15 protein-coding genes are annotated in these 21,010 nt (G+C 70.6%); 8 read left to right on the top strand and 7 right to left on the bottom strand.

Annotated features, from left to right (window positions below):
- Positions 1-121 precede the first annotated feature (121 nt).
- The gene (locus CLV67_RS22265) at positions 122-1,012 is read left to right on the top strand and encodes an NAD-dependent epimerase/dehydratase family protein (protein ID WP_106321435.1); all 891 of its coding nucleotides are present in this window, start codon (positions 122-124) and stop codon (positions 1,010-1,012) included.
- 182 nt (positions 1,013-1,194) lie between these two features.
- Here the strand turns inward: CLV67_RS22265 and CLV67_RS22260 are convergent, their stop codons facing one another.
- The 3 genes from CLV67_RS22260 to ctaD all read right to left on the bottom strand — a co-directional run bounded on the left by CLV67_RS22260 (position 1,195) and on the right by ctaD (position 5,502).
- Complete coding sequence (locus CLV67_RS22260; RefSeq protein WP_106321433.1) at positions 1,195-2,364, bottom strand: M20 family metallopeptidase; 1,170 nt, start codon at positions 2,362-2,364, stop codon at positions 1,195-1,197.
- Between the two features lie 9 nt (positions 2,365-2,373).
- Positions 2,374-3,618 carry an LPXTG cell wall anchor domain-containing protein gene (locus tag CLV67_RS22255; RefSeq protein WP_106321431.1) on the bottom strand — a complete coding sequence of 415 codons (1,245 nt, stop codon included), beginning with the start codon at positions 3,616-3,618 and terminating at the stop codon, positions 2,374-2,376.
- Between the two features lie 135 nt (positions 3,619-3,753).
- The gene (ctaD, locus tag CLV67_RS22250) at positions 3,754-5,502 is read right to left on the bottom strand and encodes an aa3-type cytochrome oxidase subunit I (protein WP_106321429.1); all 1,749 of its coding nucleotides are present in this window, start codon (positions 5,500-5,502) and stop codon (positions 3,754-3,756) included.
- 168 nt (positions 5,503-5,670) lie between these two features.
- On the opposite strand from ctaD, the gene CLV67_RS22245 reads away from it, so the two are divergent.
- Positions 5,671-6,387, top strand: a complete 717-nt coding sequence (locus CLV67_RS22245) for a hypothetical protein (RefSeq protein WP_106321427.1) — start codon at positions 5,671-5,673, stop codon at positions 6,385-6,387.
- An 847-nt stretch (positions 6,388-7,234) separates the two neighbouring features.
- Here CLV67_RS22245 and CLV67_RS53490 read toward each other — a convergent pair.
- Entirely contained in the window at positions 7,235-9,580 is a 2,346-nt protein-coding gene (locus CLV67_RS53490) for a DNA polymerase IV (RefSeq protein ID WP_239166432.1), read from the bottom strand.
- A 758-nt stretch (positions 9,581-10,338) separates the two neighbouring features.
- On the opposite strand from CLV67_RS53490, the gene CLV67_RS22230 reads away from it, so the two are divergent.
- The 3 genes from CLV67_RS22230 (at position 10,339) to CLV67_RS22220 (ending at position 15,371) form a co-directional block, all read left to right on the top strand.
- On the top strand, positions 10,339-12,450 hold the full coding sequence (locus CLV67_RS22230) for a sigma-70 family RNA polymerase sigma factor (protein WP_106321425.1): 2,112 nt from the start codon (positions 10,339-10,341) through the stop codon (positions 12,448-12,450).
- A 77-nt stretch (positions 12,451-12,527) separates the two neighbouring features.
- Positions 12,528-13,571, top strand: coding sequence for an ATP-binding protein (locus tag CLV67_RS22225; protein ID WP_203737187.1), 1,044 nt, complete (start codon positions 12,528-12,530; stop codon positions 13,569-13,571).
- Positions 13,572-13,586: 15 nt separating this feature from the next.
- The gene (locus CLV67_RS22220; protein WP_106321417.1) at positions 13,587-15,371 is read left to right on the top strand and encodes a DUF2201 family putative metallopeptidase; all 1,785 of its coding nucleotides are present in this window, start codon (positions 13,587-13,589) and stop codon (positions 15,369-15,371) included.
- Here CLV67_RS22220 and CLV67_RS22215 read toward each other — a convergent pair.
- Positions 15,358-15,906 (bottom strand): hypothetical protein, encoded by a 549-nt coding sequence (locus tag CLV67_RS22215; protein WP_203737186.1) that lies wholly within the window; start codon positions 15,904-15,906, stop codon positions 15,358-15,360. The two genes, CLV67_RS22220 and CLV67_RS22215, sit on opposite strands and share 14 nt — an antisense overlap.
- Positions 15,907-16,006: 100 nt before the next feature.
- Here CLV67_RS22215 and CLV67_RS22210 point away from each other — a divergent pair, with 100 nt between their 5' ends.
- Positions 16,007-17,248 (top strand): NYN domain-containing protein, encoded by a 1,242-nt coding sequence (locus CLV67_RS22210; protein ID WP_106321415.1) that lies wholly within the window; start codon positions 16,007-16,009, stop codon positions 17,246-17,248.
- A gap of 3 nt (positions 17,249-17,251) precedes the next feature.
- On the opposite strand, the gene CLV67_RS22205 is transcribed toward CLV67_RS22210, so the two are convergent.
- Positions 17,252-17,785, bottom strand: a complete 534-nt coding sequence (locus tag CLV67_RS22205; RefSeq protein ID WP_106321413.1) for a TetR/AcrR family transcriptional regulator — start codon at positions 17,783-17,785, stop codon at positions 17,252-17,254.
- A gap of 156 nt (positions 17,786-17,941) precedes the next feature.
- On the opposite strand from CLV67_RS22205, the gene CLV67_RS22200 reads away from it, so the two are divergent.
- A complete protein-coding gene (locus tag CLV67_RS22200; protein ID WP_106321411.1) occupies positions 17,942-20,122 on the top strand; it encodes a glycoside hydrolase family 3 C-terminal domain-containing protein in 2,181 nt (726 codons plus the stop codon).
- 7 nt (positions 20,123-20,129) lie between these two features.
- Here the strand turns inward: CLV67_RS22200 and CLV67_RS22195 are convergent, their stop codons facing one another.
- Positions 20,130-20,504, bottom strand: a complete 375-nt coding sequence (locus CLV67_RS22195) for a response regulator transcription factor (RefSeq protein ID WP_106321409.1) — start codon at positions 20,502-20,504, stop codon at positions 20,130-20,132.
- 109 nt (positions 20,505-20,613) lie between these two features.
- Between CLV67_RS22195 and CLV67_RS22190 the strand changes: the two genes are divergently transcribed.
- Positions 20,614-20,925 carry a hypothetical protein gene (locus CLV67_RS22190; RefSeq protein ID WP_239166431.1) on the top strand — a complete coding sequence of 104 codons (312 nt, stop codon included), beginning with the start codon at positions 20,614-20,616 and terminating at the stop codon, positions 20,923-20,925.
- Positions 20,926-21,010 lie beyond the last annotated feature (85 nt).

The following is a 21,010-nucleotide window of genomic DNA, read 5'->3' as shown; positions in this document are numbered from 1 at the left end:
CGACGACATCTGCCCGGGACGCCCGCCTCGCGGCAGATCGTGTGCGTTTCCGGCTGCCACGGCGGCGCAACCGGACGAGATCGCCGTGCCACGGGACGGCCGGGAATGAGAGGATCGCGCGATGCCGCCGCTCCGTATCGCCGTGACCGGGGCCAGCGGATTCTGCGGGAGCGTGGTGGCCCGGGCCGCCGCCGGGAGCGGCGCCACGGTGGTCTGCCTGAGCCGTAGACCCGGACCCGTCGGCGAGCAGCGGTTCTGGGACGCTGCCCGGACACCGCCGGATCTGAGCGGGACCGACGTCGTGCTGCATCTCGCGGCAGCCGTAGGTGACCCACCGCCGGGCCGCGCGTCGGAGGCGGCCTTCCGCGCGGTCAACGTGGACGGCACGGCTCGGCTGATCGCGGCCGCCGGCGGCCGTCCGGTGGTGTGGGTGAGCAGCGCCAGCGTCTACGCGCCCGCTGGTCCGAATCCGATCAGTGAGGACCATCCGCTCGGCGGGATGACGGCCTACGGGCGTACGAAAGCGGCCGGTGAGCGGCTCGCGCTCGACGCGGGAGCGGTGGTGCTGCGGCCGCGGGCGGTCTACGGACCGGGTGATCCGCATCTGCTGCCCAGGCTGCGACGGGTGGTCCGCGGCAATCGGGCTCTGCTTCCCGGGCCGGACATATCACTCAGTCTCACGGCGGTGGAGAACCTTGCGGACGCCTGCCTGGCCGCGGTGGACTGGCCGGCGGGCATCTACAACATCGCGGACGCGGATGCCTACCGGCGGGACGAGATGATCGAGGCAGTCTGTGGGGCACCGGTCATGCATCTGCCGATTCCGCTGGTCGACGCGGCCGCGACGATTCTCACGGCGGCTTCGCGGGTCACGCGGCGTCCGGCGCTGCTGACCCGGTACGCCGTGGAGCAGCTCACCAGTCCGGTCGTCCTGGACATCGGCCGGGCCAGAGGGCGGGGCTGGGCCCCACGCCGGTCCTTCGCCGACTTCCTGGCCGAGCAACCGGGCTGAGCACGCCGAACCACCGCGCTGAACAACACGCCGAACCACCGCGCTGAACACACCGAACAACCAGACTGAATGCGGCGAACCACCGCCCTGAACACGCCGAACAACCAGACCGAATGCGCCGAACCACCACCCTCAACAAGCCGGGCAACCGGACTGAATGCGCCGAGCGGCCGGCCTGAGCGTCAGGCGGGTCGGCGGTCCCGGTGGCGGGCGACGTAGGCGGCCCGGTGTTCCGGGTCGGCGGCCAGGGAGACGGCGGTACGAGCGAGCAGCTTCGCCGCGTGCAGCAGCGCCTCGTCGCCGGCCGGGCTGATCGCGTGGGCCGCGAACTCGTGGGTGTGCGGCACGGCGGTCACTCCGCGGAGCCCGATCATCGGGTGGATCGACGGCACCACGTGACTGATGTTGCCCATGTCCGTGGAGGCCGTGGTGATCCCGCCGGGCAGGGGCACGACGGCGCGGCCGAACGCCGGCAGGTGTCCCGCGTACGTCCCGATGAGCCAGTCGTCGTTGCGCAGGTCGAGGTAGTCCGGTTCGGAGCGCCGGAACTCGACCGTCGCCCCGGTGGCCAGCGCGCCGGCTTCGAAGCAGGCGTGGACACGCCGCCGCAACGCGTCCAGCTGGTCGGTGGTGGGAGTGCGTACCTCGTACTCCAGAACGCTCTTCTCCGGAATGATGTTGGTCTTCTCCCCGCCGGACCGGACGAATCCCGCGATGCGGTAGTTCGACGGGGTCTGCTGCCGCAGCAGGCCGATCGCCACCTGCGCGATCACCGCCGCGTCGGCCGCGTTGACGCCGTCCCACGGGGCACCGGCCGCGTGTGCCGGACGCCCCCCGAACGTCACCTCGAACCGTGTGCACGCCTGGGTACTGCCGGCGGTGTCCGCGGCCGGGCCGGGGTGGGCCATCATCGCCACGGTCACGTCGTCGAAGGCGCCGCGTTCCAGCATCAGCTGCTTGCCGCCGCCGCTCTCCTCGGCGGGGGTGCCGAGGAGGAGGATCCGGAACCCGTGCCGGTCGGCGGCGGCCCGCAACGCGATCGCCGCGCCCGCCGACGCCGCGCAGATGATGTTGTGTCCGCAGCCGTGACCGATTCCGGGCAGCGCGTCGTACTCCGCGCACAGCCCGATCGTCAGGTCACCCTCGCCGTACGAGGCGGTCAGCGCGGTCGGCAGGTCGGCCACACCCTTGGTGATCTCGAATCCGGCTGCGGCCATCAGCGTCGCCAGTTTCGCCGCCGACTCGTGCTCGGCGAACGCGACCTCCGGCTCGGCGTGCAGGCTGTGACTGAGACCGATCAGTCGCGCCTGCCACTCGTCAACGGTGGCATCGGTCCCGGTCGCCAGCGACATGCCGCAATCCTAGTTCGGGCGGCGGCGACGGGTCAGGAGCAGGGAGATCAGACCAGCGAGGATGAGACCGGCGCCGGCGAATCCGAAGATGCTCACGTCGGAGCCGGTCAACGCCAGGTCGCCTCCACCCGTACCCGAAGAGGGAACGGAGGGCTCGGAAACCGGGACCGGATCGGCGGTCGGCTCCGATGCCGAAGGCGAGGCGGAGGGCGAGGCGGAGGGCGACGACACCGACGCCGGGCGCGGCTCCTTGCGGGGACGCGGCTTGCCCGCGGAGGCCGAGGCAGTGGCCGGGGCGCAGGCCGCGACCGACAGCTGCCCGAGGGCGAGGTCGAGCAGGTGGGTCATCCCGGCTTTGACCTCGACGCGCAGGGTCGCGGCCTCGGCCTGGACCTGCCGCCCGGCACGGGACTCCCGGACCTCGCCGAGCGAGATCCTCGCCTCGAGGGCCGCGGGCGCGCCCTGGCCGACGCCGCCGAGGAGGCCGAGGGAGACGGTCGCGCCGGAGTCCTTGAGCACCTGGACGGGCTGCCCGGCGGCGGTCACCCGCAGCACGGCCGGCCGGTAGTCGACCCGGTGCCGGTCGCCGCCCGCGACGACCTCCAGCGTGGGCTGGGTGACAACCTTGATCGAGACCTCCTGCGGGGTGCCGGCGAGGAGGCTGATGTCACCGAGTGCCACGCCGGCGCCGGACCGTACGCCGATCCGCCCGTTCCCGAGCGGGATCAGGTCGGTGGCGCTCTGCGCGGACCCGGTCGGGCCGATCCGCAGCAGGCTGGTCCGGTGGTTGCCGGCGGTCATGCCGGAGTCGAGCACCGAGAGTCCGCCGAGCATGGTCGCCGCCCTGGTCAGCGGCCCGCTCGCACCGCAGCGGTAGGAGTTGTCCCAGGTGGCGTGGGCGGTCGACTTCCCGGCGCCGGCGGTGGCGAGTCCGGCGGCGTCGAACGCGACGAGTTGCTTCTCGTCGGGCCCGCCGCGGCCGGGCGCCGCGTGCCGGGCGCCCGCTCCTCCGGCGTGCAGACCGGAGGCGATGCTCTTGTAAGGCCGTGCGGAGCTGTCGACGGTGCCCTTGGCGGAGGCGAGGCGGATGCCGGCGAGAGCGTGCGGTCCCGCCTCGAGGACCTTGATTTTCACAAGATCGGCTTGGGTACGGGCGGTGAAGTCCCCGACCGTGCAGTCCTGGGGTGTCATGGCGGCGGGCACGGCGGGGATGGTGAGAGTGGCGACCATGAGCGCGTGCAGAGCGATCGGCATGAGGTCCCTTCCGGCAGGGGCGAGTTGTCCGATCTCTCATCGCTGTGCACGGTTTGCTAGCTACGGGGCTTTCGAGCCTCTTTCACGATGAGCATCTACGCTCAAACCAGACAGTTCACTCGTAAACCGCCTATCTCAACGATCGGAGCGGTCCTCCGGATAGCTCGCACCGCCGGTGGATTCCTCGGTGAGCGGTCGCGCGCCACCCTCAGGCGGCCCGGCCTCCGACTGTCCACCGGCCGCCAGCTGCGGGAACTTCTGATCGAACGCGGGCCGCTCGGAACGGATCCGCGGCATCCGGTCGAAGTTGCGCAGCGGCGGCGGGCTGGTGGTGGCCCACTCGAGGGAGTTCCCGTGCCCCCACGGGTCGTCGATGGTCACGACCTGGCCGACCCGGTACGACTTCCACACGTTGTAGATGAACGGCAGCGTGGCCGCGCCGAGCACGAACGATCCGACCGTGGACACCATGTTCAGCGCCGTGAAGCCGTCGCTCTCCAGATAGTCGGCGTACCGCCGGGGCATGCCCTCGTTGCCGACCCAGTGCTGGACCAGGAACGTGGCGTGGAAGCCGATGAAGGTCAGCCAGAAGTGCACCTTCGCGAGGCGTTCGTCGAGCATCCGGCCGAACATCTTCGGGAACCAGAAGTAGATGCCGGAGAAGACCGCGAACACGATCGTCCCGAACAGCACGTAGTGGAAGTGCGCCACCACGAAGTAACTGTCGGTGACGTGGAAGTCGACCGGCGGAGAAGCGAGCAGCACGCCGGTCAGACCGCCGAGCAGGAACGTCACCATGAACCCGATCGCCCACAGCATCGGCGACTCGAAGGTCAGCTGCCCCCGCCACATCGTCCCGATCCAGACGAAGAACTTCATGCCGGTCGGGATCGCGATCAGGTAGCTGAGCAGGCTGAAGAACGGCAGCAGCACCTGGCCGGTGGCGAACATGTGGTGCGCCCACACGCTCATCGAGAGCATGGTGATCAGAACCGTGGCCGCGACCAGCGTCTTGTACCCGAAGACCGGCTTGCGGCTGAACACGGGGACGACCTCGGTGATGATCCCGAAGAACGGCAGCGCGATGATGTAGACCTCGGGATGGCCGAAGAACCAGAACAGGTGCTGCCACAGCATCGGCCCGCCGGTCTCGGTGTTGAAGACCTGCGCGCCGAGCACCCGGTCGGCGGCCAGGGCGAACAGCGCCGCCGCCAGGAACGGGAAGACCAGAACCACGAGCACGCTCGTGAGCAGGATGTTCCACGTCATGATCGGCATCCGGAACATGGTCATCCCGGGCGCCCGCAGGCACAGGATCGTGGTGATCATGTTGACCGCGCCGAGGATCGTGCCGACACCGGAGAGCGCCAGCCCGACCACCCACATGTTGCCGCCGTACCCCGGCGAGTGCTGCCACGTGCTCAGCGGCGTGTACGCGGTCCAGCCGAAGTCCGCCGCCCCGCCCGGCACCAGAAACCCGCCGAACGCGAGCAGACCACCGAACAGATACAGCCAGTACGCGAACGAGTTGAGCCGTGGGAACGCCACGTCCGGCGCCCCGATCTGGATCGGCACGACGAAGTTGGCGAACGCGAACACGATCGGCGTCGCGAAGAACAGCAGCATGATCGTGCCGTGCATGGTGAACAGCTGGTTGTACTGCTCAGGAGAGAGCAGTTGCATGCCCGGCCGGCCCAGCTCGGCGCGCATCAGCAGCGCCATGAGGCCACCGATCACGAACCACGCGAGGGCCGTGAACAGATACATGATGCCGATCTGTTTCGCGTCCGTGGTGCGGATCGTCCTGGCCAGCCACGAGCCTCTGACCTGACGCCGCACCGGCCACGGCCGCGACTCCACGGGGCGAGGGGAAACAGCGGTCATCGAAAGTCCTCCCTGGACTGTTCGTACTCCCCGCCGACCTGCTTGCCAACCCGAGTCACACTCACGGTCGTCGATCAAGACCCGGGCCGTGCACCATGCGCACAACCCGGCGGCGGACGGCGGCGCAGGGCCGCATACCCCGTTGAATGCCGATGTCACCCTGACGCCATGCAGATCGTCGAGGTCAGTGACTTGGCGGTACGGTCAGCCGTGATCCGCCTCAAGCGGCGTGACACGCCGATGACGTTCGTGCTCTATCCGATGATCCACATGGGCGAGGCGCAGTTCTACCGGTCCGTGTCCCGGCGCCTGCGGACCGCCGACGTGATCGTGACCGAAGGCGTCGGCGACGGCACCGGCCGGGCCTCGGTCGTCGTGCGCGCGCTGACGCTCAGTTACAGCGTGCTGCGATTCAACCGGCGAGCAGGGAACCTGGTCCAGCAGGAGATCGACTACGACTCGCTGGACGCCACCATCGTGCACCCGGACGCCACCGACGAGGAGTTCGGCCACAGCTGGCGCCGCGTCCCGCTCCGCGATCGTTCCACCATGTTCCTGGTGCTGCCCGTCGTCATCCTGCTGCGGCTGTTCGGCGGCACCCGGCTGATCTGGACACGGGCCGCCGCCGAACAGAACGATCTGCCGTCACAACAGGAGGAGGCGATCTTCGACAGCCACCCCGAACTCGAGAACGCCTTCCTCGGCGACCGCGACGCCATGCTGCTCGAGGCGCTCTACCGCCTGCACGAGGAACGAGGCACCGAGAACATCGAGGTGGCCGTCGTCTACGGCGCCGGACACATGCCTGCCGTCGTTCACGGCCTCGCCGCGCGTTACGGCTACCGGCCGCGCTCGGCCGACTGGCTCACGATCGTGTCCCTCTGAACTCCACCGCCTGCGCCGCCCTCTACCACCCCGCCCGCCGCGTCACCCGCCGTCCACTCCACCTGCCGCCACGATCCACCGCCAGCTCTCATCCACCACCCGCTTCACCACTGTTCACGTCATCCACCACCCGCTTCACCACTGTTCACGTCATCCACCACCCGCTTCACCACTGTTCACGTCATCCACCACTCGCGTCATCCACCGCCGCGCGCTGCCATCCGCCCCTTCCCGCAGCCGCCCTCCACCGCCCGTCGTCGATCTTGTGAGGTTGGGGTCGACCAGAGGGCGAAAACCAGCAAGATTTCTGCAGCGGACAGCGAACCTGGTCACCCAACCCCACCGTTCAGCTGATCTTGTGCAGTTACGGCTGCTCATACGGCAGAAGCTCGCAAGATCTACGAAGTGGCGCGGCGAGGTGGCGGCACGGCGGCGCGGGACGGCACGGCGGCACGGCGGCGCCGTGCAGCGCGGCTGACGCTGCGGTGCGGCAACGCGGCACGGTGGCATGAGGCGGCGCGGCGCGGCGCGGCGCGGCGGCGCGCCGGTGCCGTGCGCCGCGGCCGACGCTGCGGTGCGGCGGTGCCGTGCGCCGCGGCCGACGCTGCGGTGCGGCGGTGCCGTGCGCCGCGGCCGACGCTGCGGTGCGGCGGTGCCGTGCGGCGCGGCGCGGCCGACGCTGCGGTGCCGTGCGGCGCGGCCGACGCTGCGGTGCGGCGACGCGGCACGGTGGTGTGGGGCGACGCGCGAGATCAGCGCACCACTGCCGATGTTCCCAGGTGTGGGCCCGGTCGTTCGCTGGCGGGTCAGGGCAGATCGCATCGGAAACGGTGGACGGCCCTCGCCGTCACGACGGCATCGCGGTGGCCGGAACAATCCAGTCGGGCGGGTCCGCGGGCTGGAGTTTCGGATCGTCGACGAAGAACGTACGCACGGGGCCCGGTGGAGTATGCGGGCCCTCGAAACGGACAGTCACCCGGCCGACCCCACTGCCGCGAACCCACCCGGCGCCATAGTCCTCATGCCGGACATCCTGGCCCGGACGCCAAATCGGAACGGCCGCCGGCACGGGTGTTCCCGGGGTAGCGGACCGACCCGCTGACACGAGCGCGGGCGATACCGGCAAGGGCGGTGGCGGCAAAAGGGATGGCGAAGGCAGTCCCACCGGATCAGATTCGGGCACCATTGGCGGGCCCGACGAGGATGGCTCCGCCGAACCTGGCAAAGACGTTCCCGTTGGAGCAGGCGAGGATGACCCCACCGAACCGGGCGGAAGCGATCCCGCCGGACCAGACGAATGGGATTCCGCCGAACCTGAAGGACGCGATCCCGTCGGATCAGACGAGAACGATCCCAACGAACCAGGCGGAAGCGATTCCCCTGAACCAGACGAGGACCGCCCCGCCGAACCCGACAGACGCGACTCCCCCGAACCAGACGAGGACCGCCCCGCCGAACCCGACAAACGCGACTGCGCCGCACCAGACGAGGACGATCCCGCTGGACCCGGCAGACGCGACTCCGCCGCACCGGACGAGGACGATCCCGCTGGACCCGGCAGAAGCAATCCCGCTGGACCGGGCGAAGTTGGTTCCGCCGAGGGCAGCGGAACCGGTCCTGGTGCCGCGAGGGTGGATGGTGTTGGGGCCGCCGCGACGGTGGATGGTGTGGGGGCGGCGAGGGTGGATGGTGCTGGGGCGGTGGACGCGGATCGCTTCGGGCCGGGCGATTCGGAGGTTCCCGTGGGTGAGGGCCCGAGTCGTTCCGCCAGGCCGGGGGTGCCTGCCGGTGGACGCTGCGGGATGGCGGGCGGCAAAGCAACCGTATCGATTTCGGCGAAGGCCGGAGTCAGCACCGAGCTGTCGGGCGATAGCTCGGTGCCGGCTGGAGAGGACTGTGCTGCGGCCGGGGACGACGGAACAACGGCCGAAGACGACGGAATGACGGGCGGGGACGACGGAATGACCGCCGGGGACGACGGAATGACGGCCGAGGACGACGGAATGACGGCCGAGGACGGGAGACTGACGGCCGGGGGCGGTGCGGTCGGGGCCTGCTGGAACAGGGTGGGTGTGTCCTCCTCGGGGAAGGGGAACGACGGCACGGGTGGGTCTTCGCCGGCGGCGGTGAACAGGTCGTCCTGAGCGAAGTCGGCCAAGGTGGAGACTCCGACGCCCAGTAGGCGGACTCCGCCGGAGGTGTCCAGCTCGGCCAGCAGGCGACGGGCCAGCTGGGCTATCAGGCGACCGTCGTCGGTGGGCTGGTCTCTGGTGATGGCCCTGGTCACGGTGGTGAAGTCGGGGTGGCGGACCTTGATGTTCACGGTACGGCCGGTCAGGCCCGAGCGGCTCAGGCGGCCGGCGACCCGTGCCGCCAGCAGGTCCAGTTCGCGGTTGAGGCGGGCGGGGTCGGTCAGGTCCACGTCGAAGGTCTCCTCGGCGGAGACCGACTTCGCCTCGCGCTCGCTCACCACGGGACGGTTGTCCTCGGCTCGGGCCAGGCGGAACAGGCCGTGGCCGTGTGCGGTGCCGAACCAGTCGATCAAGTCGTCCAACGGTACGGCGGCGAGGTGTCCGACGGTGCGTACGCCGGCTCTGTGCAGGCGTTGCTCGGTGGCGGGGCCGACGCCGCCCAGCCTGCGGACCGGCAGCGGGTGCAGCACGTCGAGCTCGGCGCCGGCGGGGACGATGGTGAGGCCGTCGGGCTTGTTGAGGTCGGAGCCGATCTTGGCGAGGAGTTTGCTGGAGGCGGCGCCGATCGAGCCGGTGACACCGCCGGTGGCGATGGCGATCTCGGTCTTCAGACGGCCGGCCAGCTCGGTGACGCCGGTGAGGCTCAGGTCGTGGCCGGTGACGGCGAGGTCGACGTAGGCCTCGTCGATGGAGACCTGCTCGACCAGCGGTGACACCTCGGCCAGCAGCGCCATCACCACCTTGCTGGTCCTCTGGTACGCCGGGAACCGTGGCGACAGGAACGCTGTGTTGGGTGGGCAGAGCCGCCGGGCCTGGGCCATCGGCATTGCCGAGTGGGCGCCATAGGCACGGGCCTCGTAGGAGGCGGTGGACACCACGCCGCGCCCGGCGACCCCACCGACGATCACCGGCTTGCCGCGCAGCGAGACCTTGTCGCGCTGCTCGACGGCGGCGAACATCGCGTCGAGGTCGACATGCAGAATGCTCGGTTCCCTCCTCACGACCGCAGCCTAGGCACTGGGTACGACAAAAAACTGCAGCCCGGCACCGGGTACGACAAAACAACCGCAGCCACGACACCCAGCACAACAAACCATGACGGCCATGGCACCAAAGGGCGGCAGGACAGCCGCAGCCGGGCCAAGACGAGGCGGAGAGAGCGCAAGAGCAGAGAACGCCACAAAAACCCGGAAAAGACACGCACGCGCGAATCGGCTCAAACCGCGCAGAGACCCCAAAACGGTCAGCCACTCAAAGCGTGCGGCGACCAAAGCGTGCAGCGACCCGAGGCACGCAACGACCCGAAGCATGGAAAGCACGCGGGAGCAAGGGAGCACTCCGGAGCGAGGAAGCACGCGGGACCGAGGAAGCTACGCGGGACCGAGGAAGCACGCGGGACCGAGGAAGCTACGCGGGACCGAGGAAACTACGCGGGACCGAGGAAGCACGCGAAAGCAAAGAAGCACGCGGAAGCAAGGAAGCACGCGGAAGCCACGGAGAGCACCACTGCAGCGTGAACCCCGGATAAGACCAAAAGCGGCAACCCCGACCGTGGCAGAGAGTAGACCCCCACGCATGGGAGCGCTACCAATCAGACGTGAGAGTCGCTTTACACGGCTCCTGAGGCTGTGCCACGATACGGCGAAGCCACAAGTGAATACGCATTCTCGCAGCTAGCGGGCACGACTCCCCGAGCAAGGCAGCCATCGACGCCGATATCGCCGGCCCGCGGGGCCACTTCGACGAAGGAAGCGGGACGGTGACGGAGAGTCAGATCACCATGGCGCCCGACGTCTCGGGCCTGGTCCGTGACGCGCAACGTGGGAACGTGCACGCCCTTGATCAGCTGATCACCGACCACCTCTCGCTGATCTACAACATCATCGGCCGCGCGCTCAACGGCCATCCGGACGTCGACGATCTGGTGCAGGACACCATGCTCCAGGCGATCAACGCGCTGGGCGGGCTCCGCGACCCGGAACGGTTCCGGTCCTGGCTGGTCACGATCGCCTACCGGCGGGTCCAGATGCACCTGCGCACGCGCAAGATGACGCTGATGCGCCACCATCCGGAACCGGTGGACGTGCCGGACCCGGTCGGGGACTTCGCCGAGCGGACCACCGCCGAGCTGGTCGTCGCCGATCAGCGGCGCGAGCTCGGCGAGGCGATCCGCTGGCTGGAGGACGGCGACCGGGAGCTGCTGGCCCTGTGGTGGCAGGAGGCCCGCGGCGATCTGACCCGGGCCGAGCTGGCGGCCGTGCTCGACGTGAAGCCCAAGCACGCCGCGGTGCGGGTGCAGAGGATGAAGGCGCAGCTGGAGCTCTCCCGCGGGGTGGTCCGGGCGCTGCGGGCCAACCCGGTGTGCCCGGAGCTCGCGAGCACCATGCGGTTCTGGGACGGCAACGCCGACTCGGTGTGGCGCAAGCGGCTGGCCCGGCACGTGCGGGACTGCCCGAAGTGCCACTCCCACCAGTCCGGCATGGTGTCTCCGGAGCGGCTGCTGCTCGGCATGGCGGCGATGCCGGTGCCGGTGGCGCTGTGGGCCGGCATCCAGTCGGCCTTCCAAAGCGGAGCGACCGTGCCCGCGCTGGCCGCCGCGCCGACCCTGGTCGCGCACACGCTGGTGCAGCACAAGACCCTGGTGGCCGCGGTCACGGCCGCGGTCGTGGCCGGCGGCGGCCTGAGTCTCGCGGTGGTGAACGAGCCGGACACCCCGCAGGCGAGCGCACCCCTGCCCGCCGTCACCAACCCGGCACCCACGATCACCACCGCGGCACCGGCGAAGAGCAGCGATACGAAAGCGACGCCTACCCAGACGCCGACACAGCGGCCAGTCACCGGGCTGGGCGTGGCCAAGGCCGACATCTTCGTGGCACCGGATGGCTCGGACGACGGTGACGGGAGCCTCGCCCGCCCGTACGCCTCGATCGCCAAAGCCGTCTCGGTGGTGAAGCCGGGACAGACGATCGCGCTGCGCGGCGGCACCCACCGCCCCACGAGTCCGCTCTCGATCACCACGAGCGGCACCGCGGCGCAGCGGGTGACCCTGGCCGGGTACGGCTCCGAGCGCGCCGTGATCGACGCCTCCGGCATCCCTGCCGACGAGTGGGCGATCACCCAGCGGGCGTCGTACTGGACCGTGCGCGACCTGGCGGTGACCGGCGCCCGCAACGCCACCTGGACGTGCCTGGCCTGCACGAACAACGTGTTCGAGCGACTGACCGTGCACGACAACGCCGGTGTCGGCCTGATGCTGCGCGACCCCGGCACGGCCGGAAACCAGGTGCTGGACGGCGACTTCTACGCCAACCGCGGGTCCGGTCTGGCCGTACAGTTCGGCGACGGTGACGGCAATCTGCTGCGCGGCAACCGGGCGTTCCGCAACGGCGGCGACGGCATCAACCTGGGCGCGTTCGGCAGCCGGGTGCAGGTGCAGTACAACTGGTCGTTCCGGAACGGGGCGAACGGGTTCGCGGTCGGCGGCGGTTCCCCGAATCCGGCGGCGGCCGCTCATCAGGTCCGGCACAACGCGTCATGGGGCAATGACGGTCATGGTTTCGTCGACGAGGGCAACGCGGCGGCGATCGAACTCGGCAACAACACCGCGTACCGCAACACGGGTCTCGGCTTCTCGATGACGACCGCCCCGGCGGTGCTGCGCAACAACGCGTCGGTCGGCAACACCCGGGGTGAGCAGGCGCTGTCCTCCGGGGCGAAGCCGAGCAACAACAGCTGGCAGGAGCCGGGCCTGACCTTCCGCTCGGAGGACGCGTCCACCGCCGAGGGGGCACGCACCGCGGCCGCGAAGCTGCCCGGCACCGACTATCTGTCCACCGGCAATGGTGTGGGGGCCTCGATGTCCGGTGGGTGAGGATGTCCGGCGATTAATACGGATGCAGGCCGAGCAGCGGAAAGGCCAGACTGATCGGCGTGCACTCCGCGATCACGGTGACTCCCGCCCAGCTGCCCGGCCTGCTTCTGCACGTCGCGGTGGCCAGGCCGGTGTTCCTGTGGGGCGCGCCGGGCATCGGCAAGAGTTCGCTGGTCCGTGACTTCGCCGACTCGCTGGGCCTGGAGTGCGTGACCCTGGTCGGCACGCAACTGGCGGCCGAGGACCTGATCGGGGTGCCGGAGCTGCGGGACGGCCGCAGCCGGTTCGCGCCGCCCGAGTCGATCGCGCGCGACGAGCCGTACTGCCTCTTTCTCGATGAATTGAATTCCTCGAGCCCGGAGGTCCAGAAGGCGTTCTACTCGCTGATCCTCGATCGGCGGATCGGGGCGTACGAGCTTCCGCCCGGCTCGATCGTGATCGGCGCGGGCAACCGCTCGAGTGACAACGCGCTCGCCCGCCCGATGGCGTCGGCACTGGTCAACCGCCTGATCCACGTGCACCTGCGTGCGGCCTGGGCGGACTGGTCGGCCTGGGCGCGGGAGGCCGGCATCCACCAGTGGGTGCTCGGCTATCTCACCGAGCGCCCGGATCACCTCTGGTCGGCGCCGCCCAAGGTGGAGGAGCCGTTCTCCACCCCGCGCAGCTGGCACATGCTCTCCGACGCGCTGCGGTCCTATGGCGACGGCATCGACGAGGAGACGGTCGGCCTGCTTGCCGCGGGCACGCTCACGCCGGCGCATGCCACCGCCTTCGGCGGCTACGTCAAGATCGTCCGGCATCGGTACGGCCTGGACGCGATCGTTCGCGGCGACGCCGGCTGGCCGTCCCGCCCCGACGATCGTGACCTGCTCTACTTCCTGGCCGAGGCCTTCCGCGCCCGCCTGATCAAGGATCTGCCGGCCGGCAAGGCACACGCTTCGGCGAACCTGCGCCAGTTCGCGCACCGGGCCAAGGCGATGCTGGTCGAGCTCTCCGAGCTGTCCCTGGAGTGCGGCCGGCTGGTGATCGCCCCCGACAACGACGGCCACCCGGTGCTGCCGGCTTGGTTCCTGGTCGAGGTGAGCCGCGACCTGCCGCGCCTGGTCGCGGCGCGGGCCTGAGCGGGCGGCGCGGGGATGGCCCGTAAGCAGCGGCAGCCGGAGGCCGACCCGAACACGCTGGAGTTCCGCGCCGCCTGGAACGAACTGGCCGGTCATCCACTGTTCGCCCCGATGACCGAGCGCACCTATCCGCGACCCGAGGTGTCGGTCACGATGATCGACAAGCCGATGACCGCCCTGTCCCGGGTGTCGGTGGACGGCCAGATCGTGGTGAGCCGCGCCCGGCGGCTGACGCGGGAGGAGTGGCGCTGGGTTCTCGCGCACAGCCTGCTCCATCTCGGCTTCGACCACCTGACGCCGGAGGGCGAGCCCGATGAGGCGTCCCGGGCGGCGGCCTGTCTCGCGGTGTCCCGGTTCCAGCGTGCGGTGAAGCTGGGCCGGGAGCCGGACCCGCTGCCTGAGCTCCTGCCGTCGGCCGACGAGGTGGATCTGGCGGAGCGCTGGCGGCGGCACGGCGTCCCGGCCGACCTGTCGGTGGCGCCCGATCTGGATCTCACGCCGGTCCGGTTCCGGGACGGGCACGAGCCGGTCTGGGCGGACCGGTTCGCGCTGGGCCTGTCCGCGGCGGCGGCCGCCGGTGTGGAGGTGGCCGGCGGCGCCCGCGAGTCGGTGGACGGCCGCGCTCCGGTACGGCAGCCGTGGGAGCTGGCGATGAGCTGGTTCATCGGTTCGTACCCGCTGCTCGGCGCGGTGGCGGCCGGGTTCACGCTGGTCGCCGAGGGTCCGCTGGCTCGCGCCTGGGACATCTCGATCGCAGCGGTGTCGGCCGAGGCCGGCGAGATCTACGTGAACCCGTGGCGGTCGATGACCGAGGGCGAGTGGCGGTTCGTGCTGGCCCACGAGCTGCTGCACGTAGCGCTGCGGCACGCCGACCGGTCGGGTGCCCGTGACCCGTACCTGTGGAACGTGGCCTGTGATTTCGTGATCAACGGCTGGCTGGTCGAGATGGGCGTCGGGGTGCTGCCGGACGGGGTGCTGCACGACCCGGAGTTCGCCGGTGCGTCGGCCGAGCAGGTCTACGACCGGATCGCCGGCGACCTGCGCCGGATGCGCAAGCTCGCGACGCTGCGCGGCCACGGCGCCGGGGACATGCTGGGTGAGCCGCTGCCGTGGGCCGGCAGGCGGGGTGGCGGCGTGGACCTGGACGAGTACTGCCGTCGCGCCCTGCTGACCGGTTACGCCTATCACCAGAGCAGCGGGCGAGGGCTGCTGCCGTCCGGGCTGGTCGCCGAGATCCGGGTGCTCGAACAGCCTCCCCCGCCGTGGGACGTCGCACTGGCCCGCTGGTTCGACGAGCACGTGCCGGTGGTGGAGCCGGTCCGGTCGTACGCCCGGATGTCCCGCCGCCAGGCCGCCACGCCGGACATCCCGCGTCCCGGCCGCCACCGTCCCGAGGAGGCGGTCCCGCGGAGCACGTTCGGCGTGGTGGTGGACACCTCGGGGTCGATGGGCGCCGAGCTGATGGGCAAAGCGCTCGGCTCGATCGCGTCCTACTCGACGGCCCGTGACGTGCCGGCGGCGCGGGTGGTGTTCTGCGACGCGGCCGCCTATGACGCCGGCTATCTGCGGGTCGAGGAGATCGCCGGGCGGGTACGGGTCCGCGGCCGGGGCGGCACCGTCCTGCAGCCCGCGATCGAGCTGCTGCAACGCGCCGAGGACTTCCCCCCGTCCGGACCGATCCTGATCATCACCGACGGGGAGTGCGACGTGCTGCGGATCCGCCGGCCGCACGCGTTCCTGATGCCGCGCGGCGCCCGCCTGCCGTTCACCCCACGCGGCCCGGTGTTCAGCCTGCGCTGAGGCCTGCGCTGAGGCCTGCGCTGAGGCCTGCGCTGAGGCCTGCGCTGAGGTCTGCGCTGAAGGAGGGCACCCGCCAGTCCGGGTAGGGCTCGTCCGAAGGGTCGCGGTCCGGGCCGCCGGCCGCGGTGGCGCGCAGCAGCAGCGAGGTGCCGTCGGCGGCGACGATCCGCAGGCCGCGGGGCACCTTGCCGCGCTGCCCGGTCGGTCCCAGGTCGGCCAGCGCCACCAGCTGCCACGAGCGGAACTCCGGCGGGCGGGCGGCGTCGAGCAGCAGCGCGGCCAGCACGACCGCGCGGTCCGGCCGGTTGCCGCGCGGTGGCGGCAGTCGCTCGGGTGTCGGCAGATCCGTCTCCGAAGGCCACACGGCACCCCAGAGGTACGCGAGAGCGCCGCCCGCGTACCGCAGGCGTACCCCTGCGGGTGACGGACCGCCCGGTGCCGCGTCGGTGCCGAAACGCTCCACCGCCTCGATCTCCGGGTGCCCCGAGGCCGCGAACAGCGTCTCCAGCACGTCGAGTGCCTGGGCGAGGTGCACCGGGTGGCTCCGATCCGTCGGCGGTGGCGTCGCCGCAGTCAACCGGCTTTCGGAGCGTGCCGACCGCCCCCGGTGTGCGACGCGGGGTAGGTTTTCGGTCATGGACCGCGTACGTGCCGCGCTGTACCTGGACTTCGACAACGTGTTCAGCGCCCTCATCAGACAGGACCCGGATGTCGCGATCCAGTTCGCCGAGGAGCCCGGTGCCTGGCTGTCGCGGCTGACCACGTCGCTGACGGTGGAGGCGCCGCGGCGCTGGCTGATCCTGCGCTGCTACATGAACCCGGGTGGATGGGTGCCGCACCCGGACCCGTCGAGCGGGTTGCAGCGGCTCTACTACTCGCGCTTCCGGCCGTACTTCGTGAACGCGGGTTTCGAGGTCATCGACTGCCCGCGCCTGACGCACACCAAGAACGCCGCCGACATCCGGATGGTGGTCGACGCGGTGGACGCGCTGGCCGACCCCGTGAGGTACGAGGAGTTCGTGATCGCCTCCGGCGACTCGGACATGACCCCGCTGCTGGTGCGGCTGCGCCGGTCCGACCGGCGGACCACGATCGTCTCGCCGGCCGACGCGGCGCTGGCCTTCACCTCGATCGCCGACCGGCTGATCACCAGCCAGGAGCTGCTGGAGCTCGTGCAGGGCGAGCCGGTGGACAGCGAGGAGGCGGTGGTGGTGAGCCCGCCGGGCGAGCCCGAGCCGGAGGCCTCCTACGAGCAGTTCCGTGACCTGGTGAGCTGGCGTTTCGCCGCCGCGCCGGGCCCGCTCAACCTGGCCTCGCTGGCGCACGACCTGCGGCGGCAGCTGGGCAACGGGGTGGACTCGTCGAACTGGTTCGGGTTCGGCGGGTTCGTCCGGGCCCTGGAGAGCCTGCGGCTGCCGCACGCCAAGTTCTCGAACCACTTCGTCTGGGACGACAGCCGGCACGGCCCGCCGGAGACGTCGGCCGCCACCGGGCCCGCCCCCGAGTCGATCGTGCGGCTCAGCGCGCCGCTGGGCCTGCCGCGGCTGCCCCGGGAGATGTGGCCGCCGGTCTATCGGGCGCTGGCCGACTATGCGGCGTCGCACCACTTCAACCTGACCGAGGCCACCCGCTGGGCCCGTGACCTGCTGGCCGAGCAGGGGGTCGACGTGAGCCGGTCGGCGATCGCGTTCGTGACCCGGGGCACCGCGTTCGGCGGGGCGCCGCTCTACCGGCAGCCGCCGCCGGACGCCGAGGAGATCGCCACGGCGTTCGCCGACAACGTGCTGAACCGGGCGGACGCGGCCGCGATCGCCCTGACCGACGAGGAGTGCGCCCAGGTGCGTTCCTGGCTGGGCGCCCCCGACCCGAAGGCCTAGGGCCTAGCGCTCGAAGAGGCGCCGCGCCGCCGGCTGCCAGGCGCTGACCAGATCGACGGTCTCCGGCTCGCGCAGCCACTGGATCTGCAGGCCGTCCATCATGGCGACGACCTGCGCGGCGAGTTCGCGGGGGTCGTCGACGACGCCCTCGGCCAGGGCGGCGAACTCGTCCAGGGTGCGCCGCTGGCGGGTCTTGAAGTAGGCGTGTGCCGGGTGACCGGGCGCGAGCGACTCGGCCTCCAGCACCGCGAAGAGCCGGACGATCTCCGGTTGCTCGGCGTTGCGCCGGACCACCGCGTCGCACACCTCGGCCAGGCTGATCCGGCCGTCGCTGAAGAGCTGGTGCAGAGGGCGGCCCAGTTTCTCGGCAAGGGAGAGGGAGTCCTGCTCGTCGCGGTATTCCAGCACCGCGACGAGCAGGCTGTCCTTGGAGCCGACGTGGTGCAGCATGCCGGGCACGGTCAGACCGCAGCCGTCGGCCACGTCCTGCATCGAAAGACCCCAGAAACCCCTCTCCGCGATCAGTTTCGTGGTCATCTCAAGGATCTGACGGCGTCGTTCGGCGGCGGGTAACCGAGCGCGGTCGCGACGGAACGGTGGGGAGGTCTGCACGTGTCTTTCCTACCAGCAATCCCTTGGGCTATGTTTCAAAGCAGTTAATACCTAGTAGGTACTAAGTAAGGACGGGATCCGATGGGACTGAGCACCTCGGAACAGGCGGCGATCACCAGCGGCCTCGACTTCTGGCACACCGAGGGGGTCGAGTCCCAAGGGATTCCCTCCGTCACCGTGACCGACGGCCCGCACGGGGTCCGCATGCAGGCCTCCGGCGACGACCTGCTGGCCGGGGTGCCCGCCACCTGCTTCCCGCCGGCCGTGGCCAGCGCCTCCACCTGGGATCCCGACCTGCTGCGCCGGATGGGCGAGGCCCTCGGCGACGAGTGCCGGGCACAGGACGTGGCCGTGCTGCTCGGCCCGGGCGTCAACCTCAAGCGCAGCCCGCTCGGCGGCCGCAACTTCGAGTACTTCTCCGAGGACCCGATCCTGACCGGCGTGCTCGCCACCGAGTGGGTGCGCGGCCTGCAGAGCAGGGGCGTCGGCGCCTCGCTGAAGCACTTCGCGGTCAACAGCCAGGAGACCGACCGGATGCGGGTCAGCGCCGACGTCGACGAGCGCACCCTGCGGGAGATGTATCTGCGGGCCTTCCACAAGGTCGTGACCCGGGCGCAGCCGTGGACCGTGATGTGTGCCTACAACAAGGTCAACGGGGTGTACGCGAGCGAGCACCACTGGCTGCTCACCGAGGTGCTGCGCGGCGAGTGGGGCTTCGAGGGCCTGGTCGTGTCCGACTGGGGCGCCGTGGTCGACCGGGTCAGGGCGATCGAGGCCGGTCTCGACCTGACCATGCCGGGGCCGGATACCGAGGGCGACCGGGCGCTGGTCGACGCCGTCGAGTCGGGCCGGCTGGATCCGGCGGCTCTGCGCAAGAGCGCTTCTCTCGTACAGCAGATGATCGAGAAGGCCGGGCAACGGCCTGCCGGGACCTATGACGCGGACGCCCATCACGCACTCGCCCGGGAGATCGCCGGACGGGCGATCGTCCTGCTGAAGAACGACGGTGACCTGCTGCCGCTGAACGACACCCAGAGCGTCGCCGTCATCGGCGAGTTCGCCCGGACGCCGCGCTACCAGGGCGGCGGCAGCTCGCAGATCACCCCGACCAGGCTCGACGACGCGCTCACCGCGATCACCGCCTCGACCACCGCGGAGGTGAACTTCGCACCCGGTTACACGGTGGAGGGCGAGGCCCTGCTGGACCAGGCTGTCGCGGTCGCCGCCCAGAAAGATGTGGCGATCGTCTTCGTCGGCAGCCTGCACGAGACCGAGGGCGCCGACCGCGACTCGCTCGACCTGCCGGCCGCCCAGCTCGAGCTGATCGAGCGGGTCACCGCCGTCAACCCGAACACGGTCGTCGTGCTCTCCAACGGCGCCGTCATCGCCACGAAGCCGTGGGACGCGAGCGTGCCCGGCCTGGTGGAGGGCTGGCTGCTCGGGCAGGCCGGCGGCAGCGCGATCGCCGACGTGCTGTTCGGGCGGGTCAACCCGTCCGGCCGGCTCGCCGAGACCATCCCGCTTAAGCTCGCCGACCACCCGTCCTACCTCGACTTCCCCGGCGAGCACGGCCACGTCCGGTACGGCGAGGGTCTGCACGTCGGCTACCGCGGCTTCGACGCGCGCGGGCAGGAGGTGGCGTACCCGTTCGGATTCGGGCTGTCGTACACCACGTTCGGTTACGGCGCCGCCCGCGCGACGGCCACCGCGTCGGGCGTCGAGATCCGGGTGCCGGTCACCAACACCGGCGGCCGGGACGGTCGCGAGGTGGTGCAGGTGTACGTGAGCCTGCCCGGTTCGAAGGTCCGGCGCGCCCCGCGCGAGCTGAAGGCGTTCGCCAGTGTGCCGATCGCGGCCGGCGAGACCGCCGAGGCCGTGCTGACCGTCGAGCGGGAGGACCTCGCCTACTGGGACACCCGGCTCGGCCGGTGGATCGTCGAGGGCGGGGAGTACCTGATCGAGGTCGGCGCCTCGTCCCGGGACGTCCGCGCCTCGACGACCGTGCACGTGGCCGGTGACCCGGCCCGGGTGCCGCTGACGACCGAGTCGAGCGTCGGGGAGTGGTTCGCCGACCCGCGCGGCGCCGAGGTGCTGGGCGCGGCGTTCGCGGCGTCCGCCGGTGACGGGCCGATGTCGGCGATGACCGCGAACCCGGAGATGCTGATGATGCTGGGGAGCCTGCCGCTGAGCCGGATGGCGTCGTTCCCGGGGAGCCCGCTGAGCGCCGCCGACCTGGACAAGCTGGTCGAGGCGGCGAACTAGCGCAAGATCACGTGCGAGCCCGCGTGAGCAGGGCCTGAATCCGGGACACCAGCTCACGCGGGCTGAACGGCTTGGTCACATAGTCGTCGGCGCCCGCGCTGAACCCGCCCTCGACGTCCTGCTCCTGGACCCGCGCGGTGAGCATGATGATCAGCATGCCGGCGGTGGCCGGATCCGCACGTAACGTGCGACACACGTCGATGCCCGAGAGCCCCGGCATCGACACGTCCAGGACCGCCAGCGTCGGAAGGCGGCTGCGTGCCGTCTCGACGGCGGCCTGACCGTCACCGACCGCCAGCACCTCGAGCCCGGCTTGCTCCAGCTTGAAGGCGACCAGATCGCGGATGTCAGCGTCGTCGTCGGCCACCAGAACGGTCGTCACGCGGAATCCCCCGGTCCGTTGGCTATGTGTGTTCGGACCATATCCTGATATACCCCCTGATGCTGGTGATGTTCGCAAATCTGGCCCGCAACCAGCCCGCAACCGCAGCGTGCCCGGTCTGCAGCCGGCGGACGGTGTGCTGAGTTCCGAACACACCACCGCGCACGACAACGGCTGGGAGGAACCGATGAACGCGACGATCGACGACATCCGCTGCGAAGCCCTCTTCGCCTCCGACCTGCAGCGCTCCTGGAAACCGACGCCCGAACTGATCAGGGCCGCGGTCACGGACGTAGTGGGCCGGATCGGCGAGACAGGGTGTGCCGAGATGGTCGCCCAGGAGTTCGGCGAACACCCGGACTGCGCGATCGGGCGCATGCTGTGGGCCCGCGATGCGATCCGGCTCGCCTTCGCCGCCTGAGAAGACCTTTCGTCTGTACGGGTCCGCGATTCCCGTACAGATGAAGGGTCTGGCACAAGTCCCCGGCCCACCGTAAGCTTCCCGC

The sequence above is a fragment of the Actinoplanes italicus genome (assembly GCF_003001815.1).
GTDB classification, from domain to species: domain Bacteria; phylum Actinomycetota; class Actinomycetes; order Mycobacteriales; family Micromonosporaceae; genus Actinoplanes; species Actinoplanes italicus.
This window is presented reverse-complemented; position numbering and strand designations above follow the sequence as displayed.

What these genes read in the sequence shown, in the direction of transcription:
- CLV67_RS22260 (WP_106321433.1), bottom strand. Translation starts at nt 2,364, where the DNA reads ATGTCGCTGGCGACCGGGACCGATGCCACCGTTGACGAGTGGCAGGCG.
- CLV67_RS22220 (WP_106321417.1), top strand. Translation starts at nt 13,587, where the DNA reads ATGGCCCGTAAGCAGCGGCAGCCGGAGGCCGACCCGAACACGCTGGAG.
- CLV67_RS22265 (WP_106321435.1), top strand. Translation starts at nt 122, where the DNA reads ATGCCGCCGCTCCGTATCGCCGTGACCGGGGCCAGCGGATTCTGCGGG.
- CLV67_RS22205 (WP_106321413.1), bottom strand. Translation starts at nt 17,785, where the DNA reads ATGACCACGAAACTGATCGCGGAGAGGGGTTTCTGGGGTCTTTCGATG.
- CLV67_RS22200 (WP_106321411.1), top strand. Translation starts at nt 17,942, where the DNA reads ATGGGACTGAGCACCTCGGAACAGGCGGCGATCACCAGCGGCCTCGAC.
- ctaD (WP_106321429.1), bottom strand. Translation starts at nt 5,502, where the DNA reads ATGACCGCTGTTTCCCCTCGCCCCGTGGAGTCGCGGCCGTGGCCGGTG.
- CLV67_RS22245 (WP_106321427.1), top strand. Translation starts at nt 5,671, where the DNA reads ATGCAGATCGTCGAGGTCAGTGACTTGGCGGTACGGTCAGCCGTGATC.
- CLV67_RS22210 (WP_106321415.1), top strand. Translation starts at nt 16,007, where the DNA reads ATGGACCGCGTACGTGCCGCGCTGTACCTGGACTTCGACAACGTGTTC.
- CLV67_RS22255 (WP_106321431.1), bottom strand. Translation starts at nt 3,618, where the DNA reads ATGCCGATCGCTCTGCACGCGCTCATGGTCGCCACTCTCACCATCCCC.